This window comes from Micromonospora sp. CA-263727 (genome assembly GCF_050942455.1).
In the GTDB taxonomy this organism is placed as follows: domain Bacteria; phylum Actinomycetota; class Actinomycetes; order Mycobacteriales; family Micromonosporaceae; genus Micromonospora.
The window spans coordinates 5,148,029-5,168,292 of record NZ_CP192031.1 but is presented as its reverse complement, the minus strand read 5'-3'; the positions used below and the strand labels follow the sequence as shown (position 1 = coordinate 5,168,292).

The following is a 20,264-nucleotide window of genomic DNA, read 5'->3' as shown; positions in this document are numbered from 1 at the left end:
TTATTAACGCCTGGTGAGGTAAAGGGGCCCCTTCTTAACGTGTGTGCAGGTTCATCCGGCGTGCTTGCGGCGGGCGGCGGTGCGGGCCCGCTGGGTCTGGTCGAGCACGACCTTGCGGATGCGTACGGCGGCCGGGGTGACCTCGACGCACTCGTCCTCGCGGCAGAACTCCAGGGCCTGCTCCAGGGAGAGCTTCCGCGGCGGGATCAGCTTCTCGGTCTCGTCGGCCGTGGAGGAGCGCATGTTGGTGAGCTTCTTCTCCTTGGTGATGTTGACGTCCATGTCGTCGGAGCGGGAGTTCTCCCCGACGATCATGCCCTCGTACACCTCGGTGCCGGGCTCGATGAAGAGCTGGCCGCGCTCCTGGAGGTTGGTCATCGCGAACGCGGTGACGGCGCCCGACCGGTCGGCGACCAGCGAGCCGTTGTTACGGGTACGCAGCTCGCCGAACCAGGGCTCGTACGACTCGAAGACGTGGTGCAGGATGCCGGTGCCCCGGGTCTCGGTGAGGAACTCGGTCCGGAAGCCGATCAGGCCACGTGCCGGGACCAGCCACTCCATCCGGATCCAGCCGGTGCCGTGGTTGACCAACTGTTCCATCCGGCCCTTGCGGGTGGCCAGCAGCTGGGTGATCGCACCGAGGTACTCGTCCGGCGCGTCGATGGTGAGCCGTTCCACCGGCTCGCAGGTCCTGCCGTCGATCTCCCGGGTGACCACCTGCGGCTTGCCGACGGTGAGTTCGTACGACTCGCGGCGCATCTGCTCGACCAGGATCGCCAGCGCCAGCTCGCCGCGGCCCTGCACCTCCCAGGCGTCCGGGCGCTCGGTGGGCAGCACCCGCAGCGAGACGTTGCCGATCAGTTCCTTGTCCAGGCGGTCCTTGACCATCCGGGCGGTGACCTTGGCGCCCTTGACCCGGCCCACCATCGGTGAGGTGTTGGTGCCGATGGTCATCGAGATGGCCGGCTCGTCGACGGTGATCAACGGCAGGGGGATCGGGTTCTCCGCGTCGGCGAGGGTCTCGCCGATCATGATGTCGGGGATGCCGGCGACGGCGATGATGTCGCCCGGCCCGGCCGAGTCGGCGGGCTTGCGCTCCAGCCCCTCGGTCATCAGCAGCTCGGAGATGCGTACCCGCTGGGTGTTGCCGTCGGTGCGGCACCACGCTACGGACTGGCCCTTGGCGATGGTGCCCTGCCGGACCCGGCACAACGCGAGCCGGCCGAGGAACGGGGAGGCGTCGAGGTTGGTGACGTGCGCCTGGAGCGGGGCCTGCTCGTCGTACGCGGGCGGCGGGATGGTGTCCAGCAGGGTGCGGAACAGCGGCTCCAGGCTGTGGCTGTCGTCCGGCACCGAGCCGTCGGCGGGCTGGGCCAGCGAGGCGATGCCGTCGCGGGCGCAGGCGTAGACGATCGGGAAGTCGATCTGCTCCTCGTCGGCGTCGAGGTCGAGGAAGAGTTCGTAGGTGTCGTCGACGACCTCCTTGATCCGGGCGTCGGGACGGTCCACCTTGTTGATCACCAGGATGATCGGCATGCGGGCCTTGAGCGCCTTGCGGAGCACGAACCGGGTCTGTGGCAGCGGCCCCTCGCTGGCGTCGACCAGCAGCACCACCCCGTCGACCATGGTCAGGCCGCGCTCGACCTCGCCGCCGAAGTCGGCGTGCCCGGGAGTGTCGATGATGTTGATGGTGACCGGGCCCGAGCCGTCCGCCGGCAGGTAGCGCACGCCGGTGTTCTTGGCCAGGATGGTGATGCCCTTCTCCCGTTCGAGGTCCATCGAGTCCATCACCCGCTCGGTCACCTCGCCCCGGGCGCCGTAGGCGCCGGCCTGCCGCAACATGGCGTCGACCAGGGTGGTCTTGCCGTGGTCGACGTGAGCGATGATGGCGACGTTGCGGAGGTCGGTGCGAAGCTGCATGGGCTCCATCCTCCCGCCTGTGCGGTGGCGGCGTGGCGTCGGGGTCATCCCGGGTGGTGAAGCTCGCCACCGAGACCGCTGTCACACTTGCGGGGCAGTTGCCGAGGTGATCCGGGGGCGCCGTGCACGATCTGCTGAACTCGGTGCAGAGCCTGCCCCCGTGGCTGATCTACGTGGTGGCGGCGCTGGTCGTGGCCGCCGAGACGGCGCTGATCATCGGGCTGGTGGCGCCCGGGGAGGCCACCCTGCTGCTGGTCGGCTTCCTCACGTACACCGGGACGCTGCGGCTCGGCCCGGCGCTGCTGGTGATGATCCTGGCCGCCGCGGTCGGCGACGCGGTGGCGTTCCGCTCCGGCCGGCGCTACGGGCCGCGGCTGCGGGCCAGCCGGTGGGGTGCCCGGGTGGGGCCGCAGCGGTGGGCCCGGGCCGACGCGATGCTCGGCCGGATGGGTGGCCGGGGTGTGCTCACGGCCCGCTGGGTCGCGTTCGCCCGGACCCTGGTGCCCCGGCTCGCCGGGGCGGCCGGCATGCCGTACCGGCGGTTCGCGCCCTGGAACCTGGCCGGCGTGGCGAGCTGGGCGGGCGGGTCGGTGCTGGTCGGCAATCTCGCCGGCGAGTCGTACGACACGGTGTCCCGGCTGCTCGGCCAGGCGACCGGGGCGGTGCTGGTGCTGGTGGCGGCGCTGGTCGCGGTGGTGTTGGCGGGCCGGTGGCTGGGCCGCAACCCCGACCCGGTGCGGGCGTTGCTGGCGCGGGCCGCCCGGCTGCCGCCGGTGCGGTGGCTGTCGGCCCGGTACGGATTGCTGTTCTTCCTGCTCAGCCTGCGCCTGGGGCCGGCGTGGGCGTTGCTGGCGAACCTGGCGGCCGGGGTGCTGCTGCTCTTCGTGGTCGGCCTGGCCATCGCCGGGCTGTTGCGGGCGGTGGTCCGGCACAGCGGGCTGGCGTTGGTCGACGGGGTGATCGCGAGCTGGTTCGCCGCGCGGCGTACCCCGGACGCGGTGGAGGCGACCCAGGCCGCGGTGTCGGTGCTGCGGGGCTCGTCGCTGATCGTGGTGGTCGGCCTGGTGGCCGCCGTGCAGGCCTGGCGGCACCGGCCCTGGCGGGCCGACCTGCTCAGCGTGGTCGGCACGATCGGCGCCTTCGTGCCCCTGGTCGTGCTGGCGCTGGTGGCCGATCTGGCCGGCGGCGGCCGGGTGGCGCTCTTCTCCACCCAGAACGCGGTGGTGACCGCGAGCCTGTGCACGCTGGCCTGGCTGCTGTCGCGGGGAGCGCGGTGGCCGGTCGCGGTGGCCGTCTGGACCGCCGCGGCAGCCGGCGTGGTCGGTGTCGGTGGCGCGCGGCTCTACCTGGGATTGAGCACCGCCAGCGGCACTGTCGGCGCGGTGCTGCTGGGGGCGGCCTGGACCGCGGTGTTCATGGTCGCCTGGGCCACCCGGGACCGTGCCGTGACGGCCGGCGGGGCGCCGGCACCCGGATGAGGCCGGCGGGCACGCGGGGATTCTCGGGCGGTCCGAGCGGCTCCGGGGCGGCTGCGCGGGGCCTCGTGGGGCGGTCGGGAGCTGTTAGGGTCGGCGGGTTCGTCAGTGCCGAAGGGGGTCGACATGGGACGGATCGCCACCCGATTGGGCATCGCGTTCGCCGCCGGGCTGCTGCTCGTCGCGGCGGGCGGATGCGCCGGAGTGGACGCCCCTGCGGGGGAGGCGCCAGCCCCGGTCGCGCTGCCCGAGGAGGTGGCGGAGGAGGTGGCCGACTCGACGCCGGAGCCCGTCGAGCCGGACGACGCGGGCGAGCCGAGCGCCACCCCGTCGGCGGTGGAGTCGATGGGCACCGCCCCGCGGGTGGGTGCCAGTGCGAGCGCCAGCGCGTCGCCGTCGGCGAAGCCGAGCCCGAAGCCCAAGCGCACGGTCACCGCGCCACGGACGGTGCCGAAGCCGCCGACGGAGACGAACCGGCCACCGGCTCCGCCGAAGCCGGCGCCCAGCGGCTGCCAGCCCAGCTACCAGGGCGATCAGGCCACCCGGGCGCAGGTCAGGGCCGCGTTGACCGACGCGGCGGCGCGCACCTACTGGCCGACCTCGGCGCCGGACATCCGCATCCCGTTGAACCTGGTCAAGGCCACGGCGTGGCAGGAGAGCGGCTGGCAGTCCAACATCATCGCCTGTGACGGCGGCATCGGCCTGATGCAGGTGATGCCGGAGACCGCGACCTGGATGAACCAGCGGTTCGGGCAGGGCTACGACGTGCGGGACCACCGGGACAACGCCTACCTCGGCGGCACCTACCTGGCCTGGCTCACCAAGTACGTCGGTGACATGTACTTCGACTCCGACTACCGGCTCGACGCCAGCCTGTGCACCTCCGGTGAGCTGAACTCCTGCCTGCTCAACGCGGTCATCGCGGCGTACAACTACGGTCACGCGGCGGTGGCTCGGGAGGGGCAGCCGCTGGCCATCCCCAACCCGAGCTACGTACGCAACGTTCGCGCGCTGATGACCGAGTGCGTCTGCCTGGGCTACTGAGAGCGGGGGCAGGAGCGTGATGGCGAGTCAGGTCGCGAGTGGCCGGCACCGGGGCGCGGTCCGACCCGCCCGCGTCGGACCCCGGCATCGGGCGGGCTGAGGCCGAGGTGCTGGACCGGTTCGCCTCCCGGCTCGCCGCCGCCGCGCTGCGGCTGCCTCCGGCCCGTACCCGCCGGATCGCAGTCACCCGGGACATCCCGCTGCGGGTACGCGACGGGGTGATCCTGCGGACCGACCACTACGCCCCCGACCTGGTGGGCGCGCCCACCGTGCTGATCCGCACCCCGTACGGCCGGGGCGGGCCGATGCGGCTGCTCTGCCGGCTCGCGGCCGAGCAGGGATTCCACGTGGTGATCCAGTCGTGTCGGGGCACCGGCGGCTCGGGCGGGTCGTTCGACCCGTTCGTGCACGAGCGGGACGATGGGCTGGACACCCTCGACTGGCTGCGCCGGCAGCGCTGGTGGCATGGCGCGTTCGGCATGTTCGGCGCGAGCTACCAGGGCTTCGTGCAGTGGGCCCTGGCGGCCGACGCGGGCGAGGAACTGCGGGCGATGGTCGCCGTGGTCACCGCCTCGACCACCCGTGACTCGACCTATGCCGGCGAGTCGTTCGCCCTGGACACCGTGCTGACCTGGACGGAGCTGCTCCAGGCGCAGACCGTGCCGTGGCTGGCCCGGCAGTGGGAACTCAAGCGCGGGCAGCCCCGGCTGGCCGCCGCGCTGTCCCATCTGCCGCTGGTCGAGGCGGACCGGGTCGCCACCGGGGTGACCGTGCCGTTCTTTCAGGAGTGGCTGCGGCACCACACCCCGCAGGCCGACTACTGGCGTAGCCGGGTCTTCGACGACCGGCTGCATCTGGTGCGGGCCCCGGTGGCGATGGTCACCGGCTGGCACGACATCTTCCTGCCGGCCCAGTTGCGCGACTTCGCGGCGCTGCGCGCCACCGGTGCCCGCCCGCGGCTGACCGTCGGGCCGTGGACCCACGGCAGCCTGGGGCTCTTCGTGGCCGCCCTGCGCGAGGGGCTCCGCTGGCTCGACACGCACCTCGCCGGGAGGGCCGCTGGCCGGGCCGGCGATGCGCCGGTGCGGGTGCACGTCGGTGGCGCCGGTGGCGGGTGGCGCGACCTGCCCGACTGGCCGCCGCCGGCCCACCCCACCCGGTGGTACCTGCACCCCGGGTTCGCGTTGCGCACCTCGGCCGCCGTGCCGTCGCCGCCGGACGGATTCTGGTACGACCCCGCCGACCCCACCCCGTCGCTGGGCGGCCCGCTGCTGGTGGCCCAGCGCGCCGGAGCGTTCGACAACCGCCCGGTCGAGGCCCGCCCCGACGTGCTGACCTGGAGCAGCGATCCGCTCACCGACGCGGTCGAGGTGATCGGGCCGGTGCGGGCGGAGATCCACCTGCGCAGCGAGCTGAGCCACCTGGACGTCTTCGTGCGACTGTGCGACGTGGACCGTCGGGGCCGATCCTGGAACGTCTGCGACGGGCTGGTCCGGCTCGATCCGGAGCGCTTCCACGCCGACGACACGGGTGCGGTCGTGGTGCCGGTGGAACTGTGGCCCACCGCCCACCGGTTCGCCCCGGGTCACCGGCTGCGGCTACAGCTCTCCGGCGGCGCCCACCCTCGCTACTCCCGCAACCCCGGCACTGGCGAACCCCTCGGTGCCGCCGTCACGCTCCGTGGCGGATATCGCGAGATCATCCACGATCCCGATCATCCGTCCGCAGTGGTCCTCCCGATCGTCCACTCTGCCTCACAGCCTTTTCCAAGGTGAACAATGCGGCGCTGAGCTGGGCATTCATCTGATTCGGGGCTATCGTTGGGGCACGCCCGGCGCTGTGCACCCGATGGCCGGGCCCGCCTGTGAGGCCTCCCCACCGCGACGCGGTGTCACCGTCGTGCCCGGCTCCCGACGAGACCGCTGAGGGGAGACCCATGACGCGGGCACCGGCAAACCTACTGGCCGTCCGCGGCCTACTGCTCGAACACCTCAACCGCGACCCCAACCGGGTACGCGACGAGGATCTCGAACCCAACGAGGTCGGCATCGTCGGCGATGCCAACCACCGCGGGGGCTATCACTGCGGATCCGACCGGGTGGTCACGAACGACTACTCGGTGGTCGAGTCGTCCCGGGACCGCAGCGGGCTGACCCTCGACGCGGCCGCCCTGGACGTGGGCACGTTCCGGGTCAGCTCCGGTGGACGCAACCACGACCTGGCCACCTTCTCGACCTGGTGCGTGGCGCAGTGCGTCGCCAACGCCCCGGACACCCGTGACCTGCGCGAGATCATCTATTCGCCGGACGGCAAGGTGGTCCGGCGCTGGGACCGGCTCGGTCGGCGCAACACCGGGGACCGGTCCCACCTGTGGCACACCCACTTCAGTTTTTTCCGCGACTCGATCAAGGCGAACCGCGACCAGACGCCGCTGTTCCGTCGCTACCTGACCACCATCGGACTGATCAAGCAGGAGGAGCCCGACATGACACCCGAGGAGCACAACTGGCTGAAGACCGTCCACCGCAACCTCACGGTGCTCGACGGGCGGAACCCGGTCGGGCAGATCTACACCCGGATGGCCATGGGCGAGGATCACATCGACCCGAAGTTCCAGGTCTCGCACCCGACGCTGCGCAGCATCGGCTCGCAGCTCACCGCGCTTCAGACGGCGCTGGACGCGCTGTCGAAGAAGGACTTCACCGACGAGCAGGCGATCATCACCGGAGTGCTGGCCGGCCTCACTCCCGAGCAGATCGCCGGGGCGATCCCGCCCACCGTCGCCCGGCAGGTCGTGGAGGAGTTGGCCCGACGCCTGGCCGCCTGACCACCGGCCGACCGATCGCGGCCGGGCAGGTGCGGCCGCGATCGGGCGTCGGCCGCCGTGGCGGCGCAGGTCACTCGGCCGCCGTGGCGGCGCAGGTCACAGCGAGCGGACGTTGTCCGCCTGCGGGCCCTTCTGACCCTGGGTCACGTCGAACTCGACCTTCTGGCCCTCGGTCAGTTCCCGGTAGCCACTCGACGCGATCGCCGAGTAGTGGACGAAGACGTCGGGTCCACCACCATCCTGCTCGATGAAGCCGAAGCCCTTTTCCGAGTTGAACCACTTCACGGTGCCGGTTGCCATGCGTTCTCTCCCTGTTCCACGCGGGCGACCGCCGGCTCCGCGCCGGTGATCGCCCGATACCTTCCCGACAGTAACTGGTGAAACGCGCATTTGCCGGCCGAAGCGCCTGAGGTGGTGGCCGGATGGCGCACGTCCGAGGGGCACGGTGTCAGGGAAGACCCCGAGTGTGTCCTGGGGAACGTCGGTAGGACACCCGATGTTCGTGCGGGCGGCCAGGACCTAGCGTACGAGGCATGGCAGAGCAGCTGGCCCAGGTCGGAGAGTTACCCGTCGCCCTGCTGATGGGGGTGCTCGGGGTGGTCATGCTCTTCGACGCGGTGCCGCTGTTCGGCGTCCTCGTCCCCGGCGACGTGGCGGTACTCGCCGCGGTGGCGGTCGGCAGCCCCACCACCGGGCTGGCCACCTTCGTCGCCGTGGTCACCGGATGCCTCGCCGGCTGGTCGCTGAGCTTCCTGGTCGGCCGACGGTGGGGCGAGCGGCTGCGGCACAGCCGTTTTGGCGGCTGGGTCGGCGAGGCCCGGTGGGCGACGGCCGAGCGCATCCTGCGCCGCGACGGCGGCCGGCTGGTGCTGGTCGCGCCCTTCCTGCCGGTGTTCAACGCGCTGCTGCCCCTGGCGGCGGGCGGCCTGCACATGTCGTACCGGCGGTTCCTGAGCTTCGCGGCGCTCGGTGCCGGCGCATGGGCCGGGCTCTACCTGGCGGTCGGCGTCGCGTCCCGCTCGCTGGTCGGGCTGCTCCCGCGCGGGGCCAGCCCGCTGCTGGTCACGATGGTCGGTGGCCTGCTGCTGGCCGCGCTGCTGCTGCTCGGCACCCGGCGCCGGCTGCGCGCGGTCACCGAGTGACCTCCGCCACCGGACCGGTCATGTGCTGGTGGGTGGTGACCACCCTGCGCAGCCCGGCGTCGCCGACGCCTTGGTGATGGTCAGCCGGTCGAGTTCGGGTACGGCCGGCGGACCGCGCCGGGGAATTCGCTTCCGGCGCGGCCCGCGCCGGCCCTACCGTCGGGGTGGTTCGCGGCGCCGGAGCGGGGGGAGGTGGTGGTCATGCCGGTCACCGCACGTCTACGTCACCCGCACCGACACTGAACGAGGAGCCATGAGCGAGCGTCAGCGAGCGAATCATCGACTCGGTGCGTGGGTGCCTCAGGCCGGCACGGAGCGAAGCGGAGGGCCGGCATGAGCATCACGCTGACCGCCCTGGGCTGGGATGCCGACCGGGCGGCGTACCTGCGTCACATCCGCACCGACCACCGCCCGGGCCGGGTGGCCCGGGTCGACCGCGGCGTCTGCACCGTACTCACCGAGGACGGAGCGCTGCGTGCCTCGCCGGGTGGGGCCGTGCTGGCCGCCGCCGCGGGCGATCCCACCCGGCTGCCCTGCGCCGGTGACTGGGTGCTGCTGGGCCGCTGGCCCGATGCGCGGGTCACCGTGGAGGCGGTGCTGCCCCGGCGGACCGCGCTGATCCGACGGACCGCCGGCAAGGACGCCGGTGGCCAGCTGCTCGCCGCCAACCTGGACGCCGCCGCGGTGGTGGAGCCGGTGCACCCCGCGCCGGACGCCGGTCGCATCGAGCGGCTGCTCTCCCTGGTCCACGAGTCGGGGGCCCGGCCGCTGGTGGTGTTGACCAAGACCGACCTGGCGGCCGACCCGGCGGCGGTGGCCCGCCAGCTCGCGGCCGTCGCGCCCGGGGTGCCGGTGCTGCCGATCAGCGCCGAGCGGGGCACCGGGCTGGACCCGCTGCGCGCCGAGGTCACCCCGGGGCGCACCCTCGGCCTGCTCGGGCCCTCCGGGGCCGGCAAGTCGAGCCTGGTCAACGCGCTGGCCGGGGCGGTGGTGATGCCCACCCAGGCGATCCGTCGGGTCGACGGCAAGGGGCGTCACACCACCACCTGGCGGGCGCTGGTGCCGCTGCCCGGCGGCGGCGCGGTGCTGGACACTCCCGGGGTCCGGGCGGTCGGCCTGCTGGACGGCGCGACCGGCCTCGACCGGGCCTTCGCCGACATCGCCGCGCTCGCCACCGACTGCCGGTACGGCGACTGCGGGCACGAGGCCGAGCCGGGCTGCGCCGTGCAGGTGGCCCTGATCACGGGTGAGCTGACCGCCCGCCGCTGGGAGAGCTGGCGTCGCCTGCAACGCGAGATCGCCCACGAGACCCGCCGCCGCGCCACCCGCCCGACCCGCCGTCGGGGAAAGTTGTCGTAGGGCGGGTCTACAGTTGCCGGGGCGCACTCTCCGCGCTGGCACAACCGCTGGGTTCACCCCAAACGCGGACAGATCACCCCATCATCCTCACCCGGGAGTACACGGACCGTGGCCGACCGTCTGATCATCCGTGGCGCGCGCGAGCACAACCTGCGTGACGTCAGCCTCGACCTGCCCCGGGACGCCCTGATCGTGTTCACCGGGCTCTCCGGGTCGGGCAAGTCGAGCCTCGCCTTCGACACGATCTTCGCCGAGGGGCAGCGCCGGTACGTCGAGTCGCTGTCGTCGTACGCCCGGCAGTTCCTCGGCCAGATGGACAAGCCGGACGTCGACTTCATCGAGGGCCTGAGCCCGGCGGTCTCCATCGACCAGAAGTCGACCTCGCGCAACCCGCGCTCCACCGTCGGCACCATCACCGAGGTCTACGACTATCTCCGGCTGCTCTTCGCCCGGGTCGGTGAGCCGCACTGCCCGGTCTGCGGCGAGCGGATCTCCAAGCAGAGCCCGCAGCAGATCGTCGACCGGGTGCTCGCCATGGCGGAGGGCACCCGTTTCATGGTGCTCGCCCCGGTGGTGCGGGGGCGTAAGGGCGAGTATGTCGACCTCTTCGCCGAGCTTCAGGCCAAGGGCTACGCGCGGGCCCGGGTCGACGGGGTGGTGCACCAGCTCACCGAGCCGCCGAAGCTCAAGAAGCAGGAGAAGCACACCATCGAGGTGGTGATCGACCGGCTCAGCGTCAAGCCGAGCGCGAAGCAGCGGCTGACCGACTCGGTGGAGGCGGCGCTGGGGCTCTCCGGCGGCCTGGCGCTGCTCGACTTCGTCGACCTGCCGGAGGACGACCCGGACCGGGAGCGCCGCTACTCCGAGCACCTGGCCTGCCCCAACGACCACCCTTTGGCGATCGAGGACCTGGAACCCCGGGTCTTCTCGTTCAACGCGCCGTACGGCGCCTGCCCGGAGTGCAGCGGCCTGGGCACCAAGAAGGAGGTCGACCCGGAGCTGGTCGTGCCGGATCCGGAGCGCACCCTGCGCGAGGGCGCGATCCAGCCCTGGGCGACCGGGCACAACCTGGAATACTTCCTGCGCCTGCTGGAGGCGCTCGGCGAGGCGGAGCACTTCGACATCGACACGCCCTGGCGGGCGCTGCCGTCGCGGGCGCAGAAGACCGTCCTGCACGGCTCCGACGACCAGGTCCACGTGCGCTACCGCAACAAGTACGGCCGGGAGCGCTCGTACTACACCGGCTTCGAGGGCGTGGTGCAGTGGATCGAGCGCCGGCACTCGGACACCGAGTCGGAGTGGTCGCGGGAGAAGTACGAGGGGTACATGCGCGACGTGCCCTGCGCGGCCTGCGGCGGCGCCCGGCTCAAGCCCGAGGTGCTCGCGGTCACGCTGGCCGGGCGCAGCATCGCCGAGGTCTGCAACCTGTCGGTGGGGGAGTGCGCCGACCTGCTGGCCGGCATCGAGCTGACCGACCGGCAGAAGCTGATCGCCGAGCGGGTGCTCAAGGAGATCAACGCCCGGCTGCGGTTCCTGCTCGACGTCGGGCTGGACTACCTCTCCCTGGACCGGCCGGCCGGCACCCTCTCCGGCGGTGAGGCGCAGCGCATCCGGCTGGCCACCCAGATCGGCTCCGGCCTGGTCGGCGTGCTCTACGTGCTGGACGAGCCGTCGATCGGGCTGCACCAGCGGGACAACCACCGGCTGATCGAGACCCTGGTCCGGCTGCGCGGCCTGGGTAACACGCTGATCGTGGTGGAGCACGACGAGGACACCATCCGGACCGCCGACTGGATCGTCGACATCGGTCCCGGCGCGGGCGAGCATGGTGGCCGGATCGTGCACAGCGGCTCGGTGCCGGCGCTGCTGGCGAACGAGGAGTCGGTGACCGGGGCGTACTTGGCCGGACGCCGGGAGATCCCGACGCCGAAGGGCCGCCGCCCGCAGACCCCGGGGCGGGAGCTGGTGGTGCAGGGCGCCCGCGAGCACAACCTGCGCAACCTGACCGTGAGCTTCCCGCTCGGCCAGTTGATCGCCGTCACCGGGGTCAGCGGCTCGGGCAAGTCGACCCTGGTCAACGACATCCTCTACGCGGTGCTGGCCAACCAGATCAACGGTGCCCGGCTGGTGCCCGGCCGGCACACCCGGGTCGCCGGGCTGGAGCACGTCGACAAGGTCGTCGGGGTCGACCAGTCGCCGATCGGGCGCACCCCGCGCTCCAACCCGGCCACCTACACCGGGGTCTGGGACCACGTCCGCAAGCTCTTCGCCGAGACCACCGAGGCCAAGGTCCGGGGGTACGGGCCGGGCCGCTTCTCGTTCAACGTCAAGGGCGGGCGCTGCGAGGCGTGCTCCGGCGACGGCACCATCAAGATCGAGATGAACTTCCTGCCCGACGTCTACGTCCCCTGCGAGGTCTGCAAGGGCGCCCGGTACAACCGGGAGACCCTGGAGGTGCACTACAAGGGCAAGACCGTCTCCGACGTGCTGGAGATGCCGATCGAGGAGGCGGCCGAGTTCTTCTCCGCCATCCCGGCCATCCACCGGCACCTCAAGACGCTGGTCGACGTGGGCCTGGGCTACGTACGGCTGGGCCAGCCGGCGCCGACCCTCTCCGGCGGCGAGGCGCAGCGGGTCAAGCTCGCCTCCGAGTTGCAGAAGCGCTCCACCGGGCGGACGGTCTACGTGCTCGACGAGCCGACCACCGGCCTGCACTTCGAGGACATCCGCAAGCTGCTGCTGGTGCTGGAGGGGCTGGTCGACAAGGGCAACACGGTGATCACGATCGAGCACAACCTCGACGTGATCAAGAGCGCGGACTGGCTGATCGACATGGGTCCCGAGGGCGGCCACCGGGGCGGCACGGTGCTCGCCACCGGCAGCCCGGAGGAGGTCGCCGAGGTCGCCGAGAGCCACACCGGGCAGTTCCTGCGTACCGTGCTCAAGCTCGACGGCGCGGCGAAGGGCGCGGCGGCGGCCACCGCCCGCGCGGCCAAGGCCAACGGCGGCAGGTCACGCGGGGGCCGCAAGGCCGCCGCCGCGCCCCGCTGACCACGCCGATCGCCGTCGTCGGCGTCCGCGGCGTCCTGCGCCGAGTGGTCGATCGGGTGAATCACCAGGCAGAGTGGTCGCGGTAAGGCACACGGACCGCGGATCATGCACGGTGACAGCCGAGGAGGCGACGGATGAGTGACGACCGGGGGTTGACCGGGGCCGGGAAACGGACGCGGCGGGCGCTGCTGGCCGGTGCGGGTGCCGCTGGCGCGGCGGTGGTCCTCTCCGCCTGCGGCGGGGACGGTGACGACGGGGCCACCCCGAGCAGCCCGGGTCCGGAGGTGTCGAACACCGGCGACGCCGGTGGCGGCGACCGGCAGGGGTCCCAGTCCCTGGCCCGGACCACCGACATTCCGGTCGGCGGGGGCGCGGTCCTCGCGGCCCAGGGCATCGTCATCACCCAGCCGTCTCCCGGGGAGTTCAAGGGCTTCGACCCGAAGTGCCCCCACCAGGGCTGCAACGTGTCGAACGTCGACGGGGGCACGATCAACTGCGTCTGCCACCAGAGCAAGTTCTCGATCGAGGACGGATCCGTCACCTCCGGTCCCTCCCCGGCGCCGCTCGCGGCGAAGAACGTCAAGGTCGAGGGCGACCAGATCTCGCTCGCCTGAGCCTGGCTGACGGCCGGGCCGGGACGAACCTCGTCCCGGCCCGGCCGCAATGCTCACTGCGCGTACACGGAGAGTTCCCACAGCGAGAAGCCGTAGGAGCTGCCCCGGGTCAGGCCGTACATCCGCAGGTAGCGGGCCTGCTGCGGGGCGAACGCGACGACGTCGGTGCCGCCGTCGCCGGCCGTGGTCGACCAGACCTCCCGCCAGCTGCTCCCGTCCGTGGAAACCTCGATCCGGTACGACCGGGCGTAGGCCGACTCCCAGGCCAGGACCGCCCGGCCGACCTGCCGCACGCTGCCCAGGTCCACCCTGACCCACTGGTTGTCGGACCAGGAACTGGCCCACCGGGTGCCGAGGTCACCGTCGACGGCACGGGCGACGCCGTTGCCGCTCTGGCTGCTGGAGGCGGTCACCGGCCGGCCGAGAGCGAGGTTGGTCAGGTCGTCGCCGCGGCGGGCCGGGAACGAGACCACCTGCTGGTAGGTGGGGCGGTTCTGCCAGGCGATGGTGGCGTGCTTGATCCCGCCCAGCGGGGACTGGATGATCGCGTCCGCGCACCACTGGTTCCCGGCGGCGCAGCTGGCGTCGCCCGGGTAGACCTGGGCGGCCGGTGTCGCCGCCGCCGTCCGCAGGGTGTCCAGCAGGATCTGCCGGCAGGAGCCGAGGTTCCCGTCGCCGCAGAAGGCCCGTCCGGGACCGCCGGCGACCGGGTCACCCAGGACCGCCCGCAGGTCCTTGTCGACGTAGCCCCACCAGCCGTACTGGAACGACGAGCCCTTGTGGGTCTGGGCGCTGTTCGCCGAGGAGGGCAGGTTCGACACGTCGCCCTGCTGGAGGCCGGAGGGGGACTCGTTGACCTGGAGGGTGTTGACCAGGGACTGGTAGAGGTCCGCGCCGAGCGGGGTGCGGAACATGCCCCGGACCAGCAGCGGCCACCAGGCGTCGAAGGTGCGGATCGCCGCCGCGTGCTGGTACACCTTCGAGCCCTTGGCGGTCTCGACCCGCAGCGCGCCGGCCTGCCGCCAGGCCTTCAGCCGACTGATCTCCGCGGCCAGGGTGGCGTCGGTGACCGGCTGGCTCTCCAGCACCCGGATCAGCTCGTCGAGCACCTCGACCCCGCGCAGGTCGGTCAGGCCGGCCCGCTGCACCAGCTCGGTCAGCGAGGCCCGGTCGAACTTGCGCCCGGCGGCCAGGGCCGCCTTCACCGGCTTGTCGAGCAGGTCGCCCCGGTGCACCGCGCCGAAGCTGAAGTTGCCGTCGGCCGCCCCGAAGTCCTTGGCCTGCTTGTTGTTCCAGCTGATGTAGTAGTCCTGGTTGATCGACTGGGGGTGGGCGGAGCGCGGTGCGTAGCGGGCGGTGCCGCTCTCCGGGTCGTAGTCCTGCCACTCGTAGGCCCGCTCGGCCTTCATCGGCAGGTTCGGGTTGGCGCCGGTGGCCCGCAGCGGGTTGAGCCCGGAGTTGAAGTACGCCGACTCGGTGGAGTTGACGTAGAACCAGTTGAACGCGTAGTCGACGTTGTCCGCCGAGTTGAGGAAGGCGGCGGCGGAGCCCATCTGGGTGGGGTCGTTGAACATCTGGAAGCCGATGGCCGAGTCGGCCTCCCGCCCGTAGGTGGAGCGCAGCTGGGTGAAGGCGTGCGGCGCGCCGCCGACGGTGCCGCGCCAGCCGACCAGGCCCAGCTTCGTCCGCCAGGCGACCAGCTTGTACGACCCGGCCGCGGTGCCGTCGGCGGTCGTCGGGCTCCACCGGTTGACCTGGGACAGCTCCTCCATCGCCAGGCACTGCCCCCGGAACAGGTAGTGGTTGCTGGCCAGCGTCGGCGTCCCGCCGCCGGGCACGCAGAGCGGCACCGCGTAGGTGTCGGTGATGTCGTGGATCGAGGAGGTGGCGCTCCACGAGTAGTCCTGACCGCGGCCGAGCAGGACGTACAGGTTGAGCCCGGCGAAGGCGGCACCCCGGGCGCTGATCCCGGGGCCCTGCAACTCCTGGACCATCAGCAGTTGCGGGGAGAAGTAGCCGGTCTGCGGCCCGAAGACGGCGATCGGGTGGCCGGTCGCGGAGTGCGCGGCGGAGATCACGGCGGCGTTGGACATGCCCCGGTGCGCCGGGTCGATGGTCAGCCCGGAGAGCGCGGCGGCCAGCTCGGAGCCGCTGTCGGCGGCGAGGGTGGTGGCGGACGCGGCGGAGCCGGTGGGGTCGGTGAAGACCGGCTCGACCCGGGCCGAGCCGGCGTCCGGCAGCACCACGCTGGGGGCGTCCGGGGAGGCGTCACCGTACGGGAAGCTCTGCCCGTCGTGCAGGGTCAGCACGGCCTCCGGGTCGTTCTGCCCCCGGAAGGCGTTCCACACCCGGTCGCCTTCTGCCGGGCCGAACTTCGCCCGGGCGGCGATCCGGACCAGCGCGGACTGCATCTCGGTGCCGCCCCCGCCGCCGAACAGACCGCCGACCACCCCGGCGATCGCGATCAGGTCGGTGGTGGTGAAGGGTTTCGGGCCCCCGGCGTTGGTGATCGCGTCGAGGTGCCCGGTCAGCACGTACTCCCCGGGGCAGTTGCGCCCCGCCATGCAGGCCCGGATGTACGCGTTGACCCCGGCGACGTACTCCTGCACGTCGGCGTAGAGCTGCTCGCCGCGTGTGCCGCCCTTGGCCCGTAGGGCCGTGACCTGGGCCTGGAGGTCGGCCTCGGTGTACGGGGAGGTGCGCCAGACGCTCTGCTCCAGGGCGCGGTTGCCCGGTGCGCCACCGGCGAAGGGGGTCAGGGTGCCCCGGCCGACGTGCCGCAGCAGGTCCATGGTGAAGAGCCGGTCCTCGGCTCCGGCGTATCCGGCGCCGTACATGGTGCCGCCCCGGGTGGTGCCGGTGATGTGCGGGATGCCGGTGGCCCGGTCCCGCACGATCCGCACGTCGGAGCGGGGCGAGTAGTCGCGTTCGACCTGGCTGGGCGCGACGCCGAAGGTGGCGTCGTTGAAGAAGGCGCCGATCTGGTCCTCGCGCAGCCCGGCGTAGCCGTAGACGAGGTCGGCGTACTTGTCGAGCTGGTCGGCGGAGTGCCGGGGCAGGGTGCCGAAGGCCTGGTTGCCCAGGATCTCGACCAGGGTGGCGTTGCCGTTCTGCCCGGGCGGCAGGATCTCCCCGCACTCGCCGAGGCAGTAGTCGTTGCCGGCGAAGGCGCTCGCGACGTTGATCGCGAGAGTGCTGGCGGTGGTGGCGGGCGGGTCGGCGGCCGTGGCGGGGGTCTGGGCGGCGACGAGTGAGGCGGCGACGGCGACGGCGGTCGCACCGGCGAGCAGCCGGCGGGTGGCGGTACGAGCGGGCATGGCAATCGATCCTCTGTGGACGGGGGACCATCGGGCGGGATCATTACATGAAGAACATTCGGTTACTGGATGGTAGGCTGCCTCCCCCGAGATTGGAAGATGTCAATCAGACCGCCGGTCCGCGCCGTCGAGAAGGGACCCCCCGGATGATCGCCCTGCGCCTGCTCGCGTCCGCGGCACTGCTCGCCGCCGCGCTGCCCCCGTCGACTCCCGCCGCGGCCGGGACCGCCGCCGCCAGTGCCACCACCGCATCCGGCGCCTTCTCGGTGCTCACCTACAACGTCGCCGGCCTGCCGGAGCCGCTCTCCAGCGGCCGGCCCTCGGTGAACACCCGGCCGATCGGGGAGCGGGTCAACGCCTACGACATCGTGCACGTCCAGGAGGACTTCAACTACCACGCCGACCTGTACGCCACCGACCGCCACCCGTACCGGACCCCGACCAGCGGCGGCGTCCCCTTCGGCGACGGCCTCAACACCATGTCGAACCTCCCGTACTCGGCCTTCATCCGGGTGAAGTGGAACCGGTGCAACGGCACCGACTGCCTGACCCCCAAGGGCTTCACCTACTCCAGGCTGCGGCTGGACGAGGGGGTCTTCGTCGATCTGTACAACGTGCACACCAACGCCGGGAGCACCGACGCCGACCTGGCGGCCCGGCGGGCCAACATCACCCAGCTCGCCAACTACATCGCCGCCAATTCCGCCGGCAACGCCGTGGTGGTGATGGGTGACCTCAACGTCCGCTACACCCGCGACGGGGACAACATCCGGGACCTGGTGAGCGCCAACGGCCTGACCGACGCCTGGGTACAGCAGGAACGCGGCGGGCAGCCGCCGGCCCCCGGCAGCCCGGCCCTGGTCTGCGACCCGGCCAACGTCACCAACGCCTGCGAGGTGGTCGACAAGATCCTCTACCGGGGCAGCCGGCTGGTCCGGCTGAGCCTCGGCCGCTACCACAACGAGTACGCCCGTTTCCTCGACGGGGCCGGTGAGCACCTGTCCGACCACTACCCGCACGCCGCCTGGTTCACCTGGACCCTCGACCCCGGCCTGCGGCAGAGCGACACCTGGGGCGGCCCGCACGGCACCCCCTTCACCGACCTGGACTCGGTCGGCCCCCGGGTCACCCGGCTCTCCCTGCGCGGCGGCGCCCGGCTCGACCAGGTCGGACTGACCTTCGCCGACGGCACCGCCCGCGTCCACGGCGGCGGGGGCGGTACCGCGGTCAGCCTCGCCCTCGACACCGGCGAGCGGATCACCGAGGTCACCCTGACCCAGGGGCAGCGCGACGGCCGTACCCGGATCTTCTCGGCCCGGTTCAGCACCAGCCTGGGCCGTACGCTGATCGCCGGCACCCCCACCTCGGCGGCCGTGACCTTCACCGCCCCGCCCGGCGGGGCGCTCGCCGGCTTCTTCGGTCGCAGCGGGGACGAGGTCGACCAACTCGGGGTGATCTGGTCTGTCGGGGGCGGCGACTAGTCTCGGAGCGTGGCTGATCCGTCGACCTACCGTCCCGCGCCGGGCACGATCCCCGAGACGCCGGGGGTCTACCGCTTCCGCGACGGCACCGGCCGGGTGATCTATGTCGGCAAGGCGAAAAACCTGCGCAGCCGGCTCAACTCCTACTTCGCCGACATCTGGGGGCTGCACCAGCGCACCCAGCAGATGGTCACCACGGCCGAGGCGGTCGACTGGGTCACCGTCGGCACCGAGGTCGAGGCGCTCCAGCTCGAATACACCTGGATCAAGCAGTACGACCCGAGGTTCAACGTCCGCTACCGCGACGACAAGTCCTACCCCTACCTGGCGGTGACCCTCGACGAGGAGTTTCCGCGCCTACAGGTGATGCGGGGCGTCAAACGCAAGGGCGTGCGCTACTTCGGGCCGTACTCGCACGCCTGGGCGATCCGCGAGACGCTCGACCTGCTGCTGCGGGTCTTCCCGGCGCGGACCTGCTCCGCCGGGGTGTTCAAGCGGGCCGGCCAGGTCGGGCGGCCGTGCCTGCTCGGCTACATCGGCAAGTGCTCGGCGCCCTGCGTGGGCAGCGTCTCCGCCGAGCGGCACCGGGAGATCGTCGACGACTTCTGCGACTTCATGGCCGGCCGCACCGACACCATGGTGCGCAAGCTCGAACGCGAGATGGCCGAGGCCAGCGCCGAGCTGGAGTTCGAGCGGGCGGCCCGGCTCCGCGACGACGTGGCCGCGCTGCGCCGGGCGATGGAGAAGCAGACGGTGGTGCTCGGCGACGGCACCGACGCCGACGTGGTGGCCTTCGCCGACGACCCGCTCGAAGCCGCGGTCCAGGTCTTCCACGTCCGCGGCGGGCGGGTGCGTGGCCAGCGCGGCTGGGTGGTGGAGAAGACCGAGGACCTCACCACCGGCGACCTGGTGCACCACTTCTGCACCCAGGTCTACGGCGGCGAGCACGGCGAGGCCGACGTGCCACGAGAGCTGCTGGTGCCCGAGTTGCCGGCGGACGCCGACGCGCTGGCCGACTGGCTCGCCACCCACCGGGGCAGCCGGGTGGCCCTGCGGGTGCCGCAGCGCGGCGACAAGCGCGCCCTGCTGGAGACGGTCGGGCGCAACGCCACCGACGCGCTGGCCCGGCACAAGCTCAAGCGGGCCGGCGACCTCACCACCCGCAGCAAGGCGCTCGACGAGATCAGCGAGGCGCTCGGTCTGCGGACGGCGCCGCTGCGCATCGAGTGCTTCGACGTCTCGCAGATCCAGGGCACCGACGTGGTGGCGAGCATGGTCGTCTTCGAGGACGGGCTGCCCCGCAAGAGCGAGTACCGCCGGTTCGTCATCCGGGGCGCCACCGACGACCTCTCGGCCATGTCCGAGGTGCTGCGTCGCCGCTTCGCCCGCTACCTCGACGCCCGCGCCGAGACCGGCGAGGCCGGCGTGGAGTCCGCCACCGACCTCACCGCCCCAGCGGACCCGGCCGCCTCCGGCGGCCCGGAGGCAGCGGGCGAGAGCGGCGACGAGCCGAAGGTGGGCGTGCTGGTCGACCCGACCACCGGGCGACCGCGCAGGTTCGCGTACCCGCCGCAGTTGGTGGTGGTCGACGGCGGCGCCCCGCAGGTGGCCGCCGCCGCCCAGGCCCTCGCCGAGCTGGGCATCGACGACGTGGCGCTCTGCGGTCTGGCCAAGCGGCTGGAGGAGGTCTGGCTGCCCGACGACGAGTTCCCGGTCATCCTCCCGCGCGCGTCGGAGGGGCTCTACCTGCTGCAACGGGTGCGCGACGAGGCGCACCGCTTCGCGATCACCTTCCACCGGCAGCGCCGCTCGAAACGGATGACCACCTCCGCGCTCGACAACATCCCCGGTCTGGGCGAGGTACGCCGCAAGGCCCTGCTCCGGCACTTCGGCTCACTCAAGCGCCTCTCGTCGGCCACCGTGGACGAGATCGCCGAGGTCCCCGGCGTGGGCCGCCGCACCGCCGAGGCCGTCCTCAGCGCGCTCGGCGTCGCCGGCCCACCGTCGTCCGCCGACTGATCGCCGTTCTACCGC

At 72.3% G+C, this 20,264-nt stretch carries 14 protein-coding genes; 10 read left to right on the top strand and 4 right to left on the bottom strand.

All coding sequences use genetic code 11. From position 1 onward, the window contains the following. Window positions 1–51 precede the first annotated feature (51 nt). A complete protein-coding gene (typA, locus tag ACQPYA_RS22515; RefSeq protein ID WP_433529079.1) occupies window positions 52–1,920 on the bottom strand; it encodes a translational GTPase TypA in 1,869 nt (622 codons plus the stop codon). Window positions 1,921–2,042: 122 nt separating this feature from the next. Here typA and ACQPYA_RS22510 point away from each other — a divergent pair, with 122 nt between their 5' ends. From ACQPYA_RS22510 to ACQPYA_RS22495, 4 genes are all read left to right on the top strand, one after another. Beyond that, window positions 2,043–3,398: a DedA family protein gene (locus ACQPYA_RS22510; protein WP_433529078.1), complete on the top strand. Its 1,356-nt coding sequence runs from the start codon at window positions 2,043–2,045 to the stop codon at window positions 3,396–3,398. A 123-nt stretch (window positions 3,399–3,521) separates the two neighbouring features. Further along, window positions 3,522–4,439: a transglycosylase SLT domain-containing protein gene (locus ACQPYA_RS22505; protein WP_433529077.1), complete on the top strand. Its 918-nt coding sequence runs from the start codon at window positions 3,522–3,524 to the stop codon at window positions 4,437–4,439. A gap of 107 nt (window positions 4,440–4,546) precedes the next feature. After that, window positions 4,547–6,214, top strand: a complete 1,668-nt coding sequence (locus ACQPYA_RS22500; protein ID WP_433533571.1) for a CocE/NonD family hydrolase — start codon at window positions 4,547–4,549, stop codon at window positions 6,212–6,214. Between the two features lie 161 nt (window positions 6,215–6,375). Then, complete coding sequence (locus ACQPYA_RS22495) at window positions 6,376–7,266, top strand: hypothetical protein (RefSeq protein ID WP_433529076.1); 891 nt, start codon at window positions 6,376–6,378, stop codon at window positions 7,264–7,266. A 96-nt stretch (window positions 7,267–7,362) separates the two neighbouring features. Here ACQPYA_RS22495 and ACQPYA_RS22490 read toward each other — a convergent pair whose 3' ends face one another. Next, window positions 7,363–7,566, bottom strand: coding sequence for a cold-shock protein (locus tag ACQPYA_RS22490; protein ID WP_013734973.1), 204 nt, complete (start codon window positions 7,564–7,566; stop codon window positions 7,363–7,365). Window positions 7,567–7,799: 233 nt separating this feature from the next. Here ACQPYA_RS22490 and ACQPYA_RS22485 point away from each other — a divergent pair, with 233 nt between their 5' ends. After that, a complete protein-coding gene (locus ACQPYA_RS22485) occupies window positions 7,800–8,408 on the top strand; it encodes a DedA family protein (protein ID WP_433529075.1) in 609 nt (202 codons plus the stop codon). 80 nt (window positions 8,409–8,488) lie between these two features. On the opposite strand, the gene ACQPYA_RS22480 is transcribed toward ACQPYA_RS22485, so the two are convergent. Continuing rightward, on the bottom strand, window positions 8,489–8,611 hold the full coding sequence (locus ACQPYA_RS22480) for a hypothetical protein (protein ID WP_433529074.1): 123 nt from the start codon (window positions 8,609–8,611) through the stop codon (window positions 8,489–8,491). A gap of 130 nt (window positions 8,612–8,741) precedes the next feature. On the opposite strand from ACQPYA_RS22480, the gene rsgA reads away from it, so the two are divergent. The 3 genes from rsgA (at window position 8,742) to ACQPYA_RS22465 (ending at window position 13,432) form a co-directional block, all read left to right on the top strand. Then, window positions 8,742–9,767, top strand: coding sequence for a ribosome small subunit-dependent GTPase A (rsgA, locus tag ACQPYA_RS22475; RefSeq protein WP_433529073.1), 1,026 nt, complete (start codon window positions 8,742–8,744; stop codon window positions 9,765–9,767). A gap of 108 nt (window positions 9,768–9,875) precedes the next feature. Then, window positions 9,876–12,818 carry an excinuclease ABC subunit UvrA gene (gene uvrA / locus ACQPYA_RS22470; RefSeq protein WP_433529072.1) on the top strand — a complete coding sequence of 981 codons (2,943 nt, stop codon included), beginning with the start codon at window positions 9,876–9,878 and terminating at the stop codon, window positions 12,816–12,818. A gap of 134 nt (window positions 12,819–12,952) precedes the next feature. Then, on the top strand, window positions 12,953–13,432 hold the full coding sequence (locus tag ACQPYA_RS22465) for a Rieske (2Fe-2S) protein (RefSeq protein ID WP_433529071.1): 480 nt from the start codon (window positions 12,953–12,955) through the stop codon (window positions 13,430–13,432). 53 nt (window positions 13,433–13,485) lie between these two features. On the opposite strand, the gene ACQPYA_RS22460 is transcribed toward ACQPYA_RS22465, so the two are convergent. Further along, complete coding sequence (locus tag ACQPYA_RS22460) at window positions 13,486–16,749, bottom strand: penicillin acylase family protein (RefSeq protein WP_433529070.1); 3,264 nt, start codon at window positions 16,747–16,749, stop codon at window positions 13,486–13,488. A gap of 146 nt (window positions 16,750–16,895) precedes the next feature. Here ACQPYA_RS22460 and ACQPYA_RS22455 point away from each other — a divergent pair, with 146 nt between their 5' ends. Further along, complete coding sequence (locus ACQPYA_RS22455) at window positions 16,896–18,230, top strand: jacalin-like lectin (RefSeq protein ID WP_433529069.1); 1,335 nt, start codon at window positions 16,896–16,898, stop codon at window positions 18,228–18,230. A 9-nt stretch (window positions 18,231–18,239) separates the two neighbouring features. Further along, window positions 18,240–20,249 (top strand): excinuclease ABC subunit UvrC, encoded by a 2,010-nt coding sequence (uvrC, locus tag ACQPYA_RS22450; RefSeq protein ID WP_433529068.1) that lies wholly within the window; start codon window positions 18,240–18,242, stop codon window positions 20,247–20,249. Window positions 20,250–20,264: the final 15 nt, after the last annotated feature.

Coding starts and splice junctions, on each gene's coding strand:
- ACQPYA_RS22505 (WP_433529077.1), top strand. CDS start 3,522: ATGGGACGGATCGCCACCCGATTGGGCATCGCGTTCGCCGCCGGGCTG.
- ACQPYA_RS22495 (WP_433529076.1), top strand. CDS start 6,376: ATGACGCGGGCACCGGCAAACCTACTGGCCGTCCGCGGCCTACTGCTC.
- ACQPYA_RS22460 (WP_433529070.1), bottom strand. CDS start 16,749: ATGCCCGCTCGTACCGCCACCCGCCGGCTGCTCGCCGGTGCGACCGCC.
- ACQPYA_RS22485 (WP_433529075.1), top strand. CDS start 7,800: ATGGCAGAGCAGCTGGCCCAGGTCGGAGAGTTACCCGTCGCCCTGCTG.
- ACQPYA_RS22465 (WP_433529071.1), top strand. CDS start 12,953: ATGAGTGACGACCGGGGGTTGACCGGGGCCGGGAAACGGACGCGGCGG.
- typA (WP_433529079.1), bottom strand. CDS start 1,920: ATGCAGCTTCGCACCGACCTCCGCAACGTCGCCATCATCGCTCACGTC.
- ACQPYA_RS22490 (WP_013734973.1), bottom strand. CDS start 7,566: ATGGCAACCGGCACCGTGAAGTGGTTCAACTCGGAAAAGGGCTTCGGC.
- ACQPYA_RS22480 (WP_433529074.1), bottom strand. CDS start 8,611: ATGACCACCACCTCCCCCCGCTCCGGCGCCGCGAACCACCCCGACGGT.
- rsgA (WP_433529073.1), top strand. CDS start 8,742: ATGAGCATCACGCTGACCGCCCTGGGCTGGGATGCCGACCGGGCGGCG.
- ACQPYA_RS22455 (WP_433529069.1), top strand. CDS start 16,896: ATGATCGCCCTGCGCCTGCTCGCGTCCGCGGCACTGCTCGCCGCCGCG.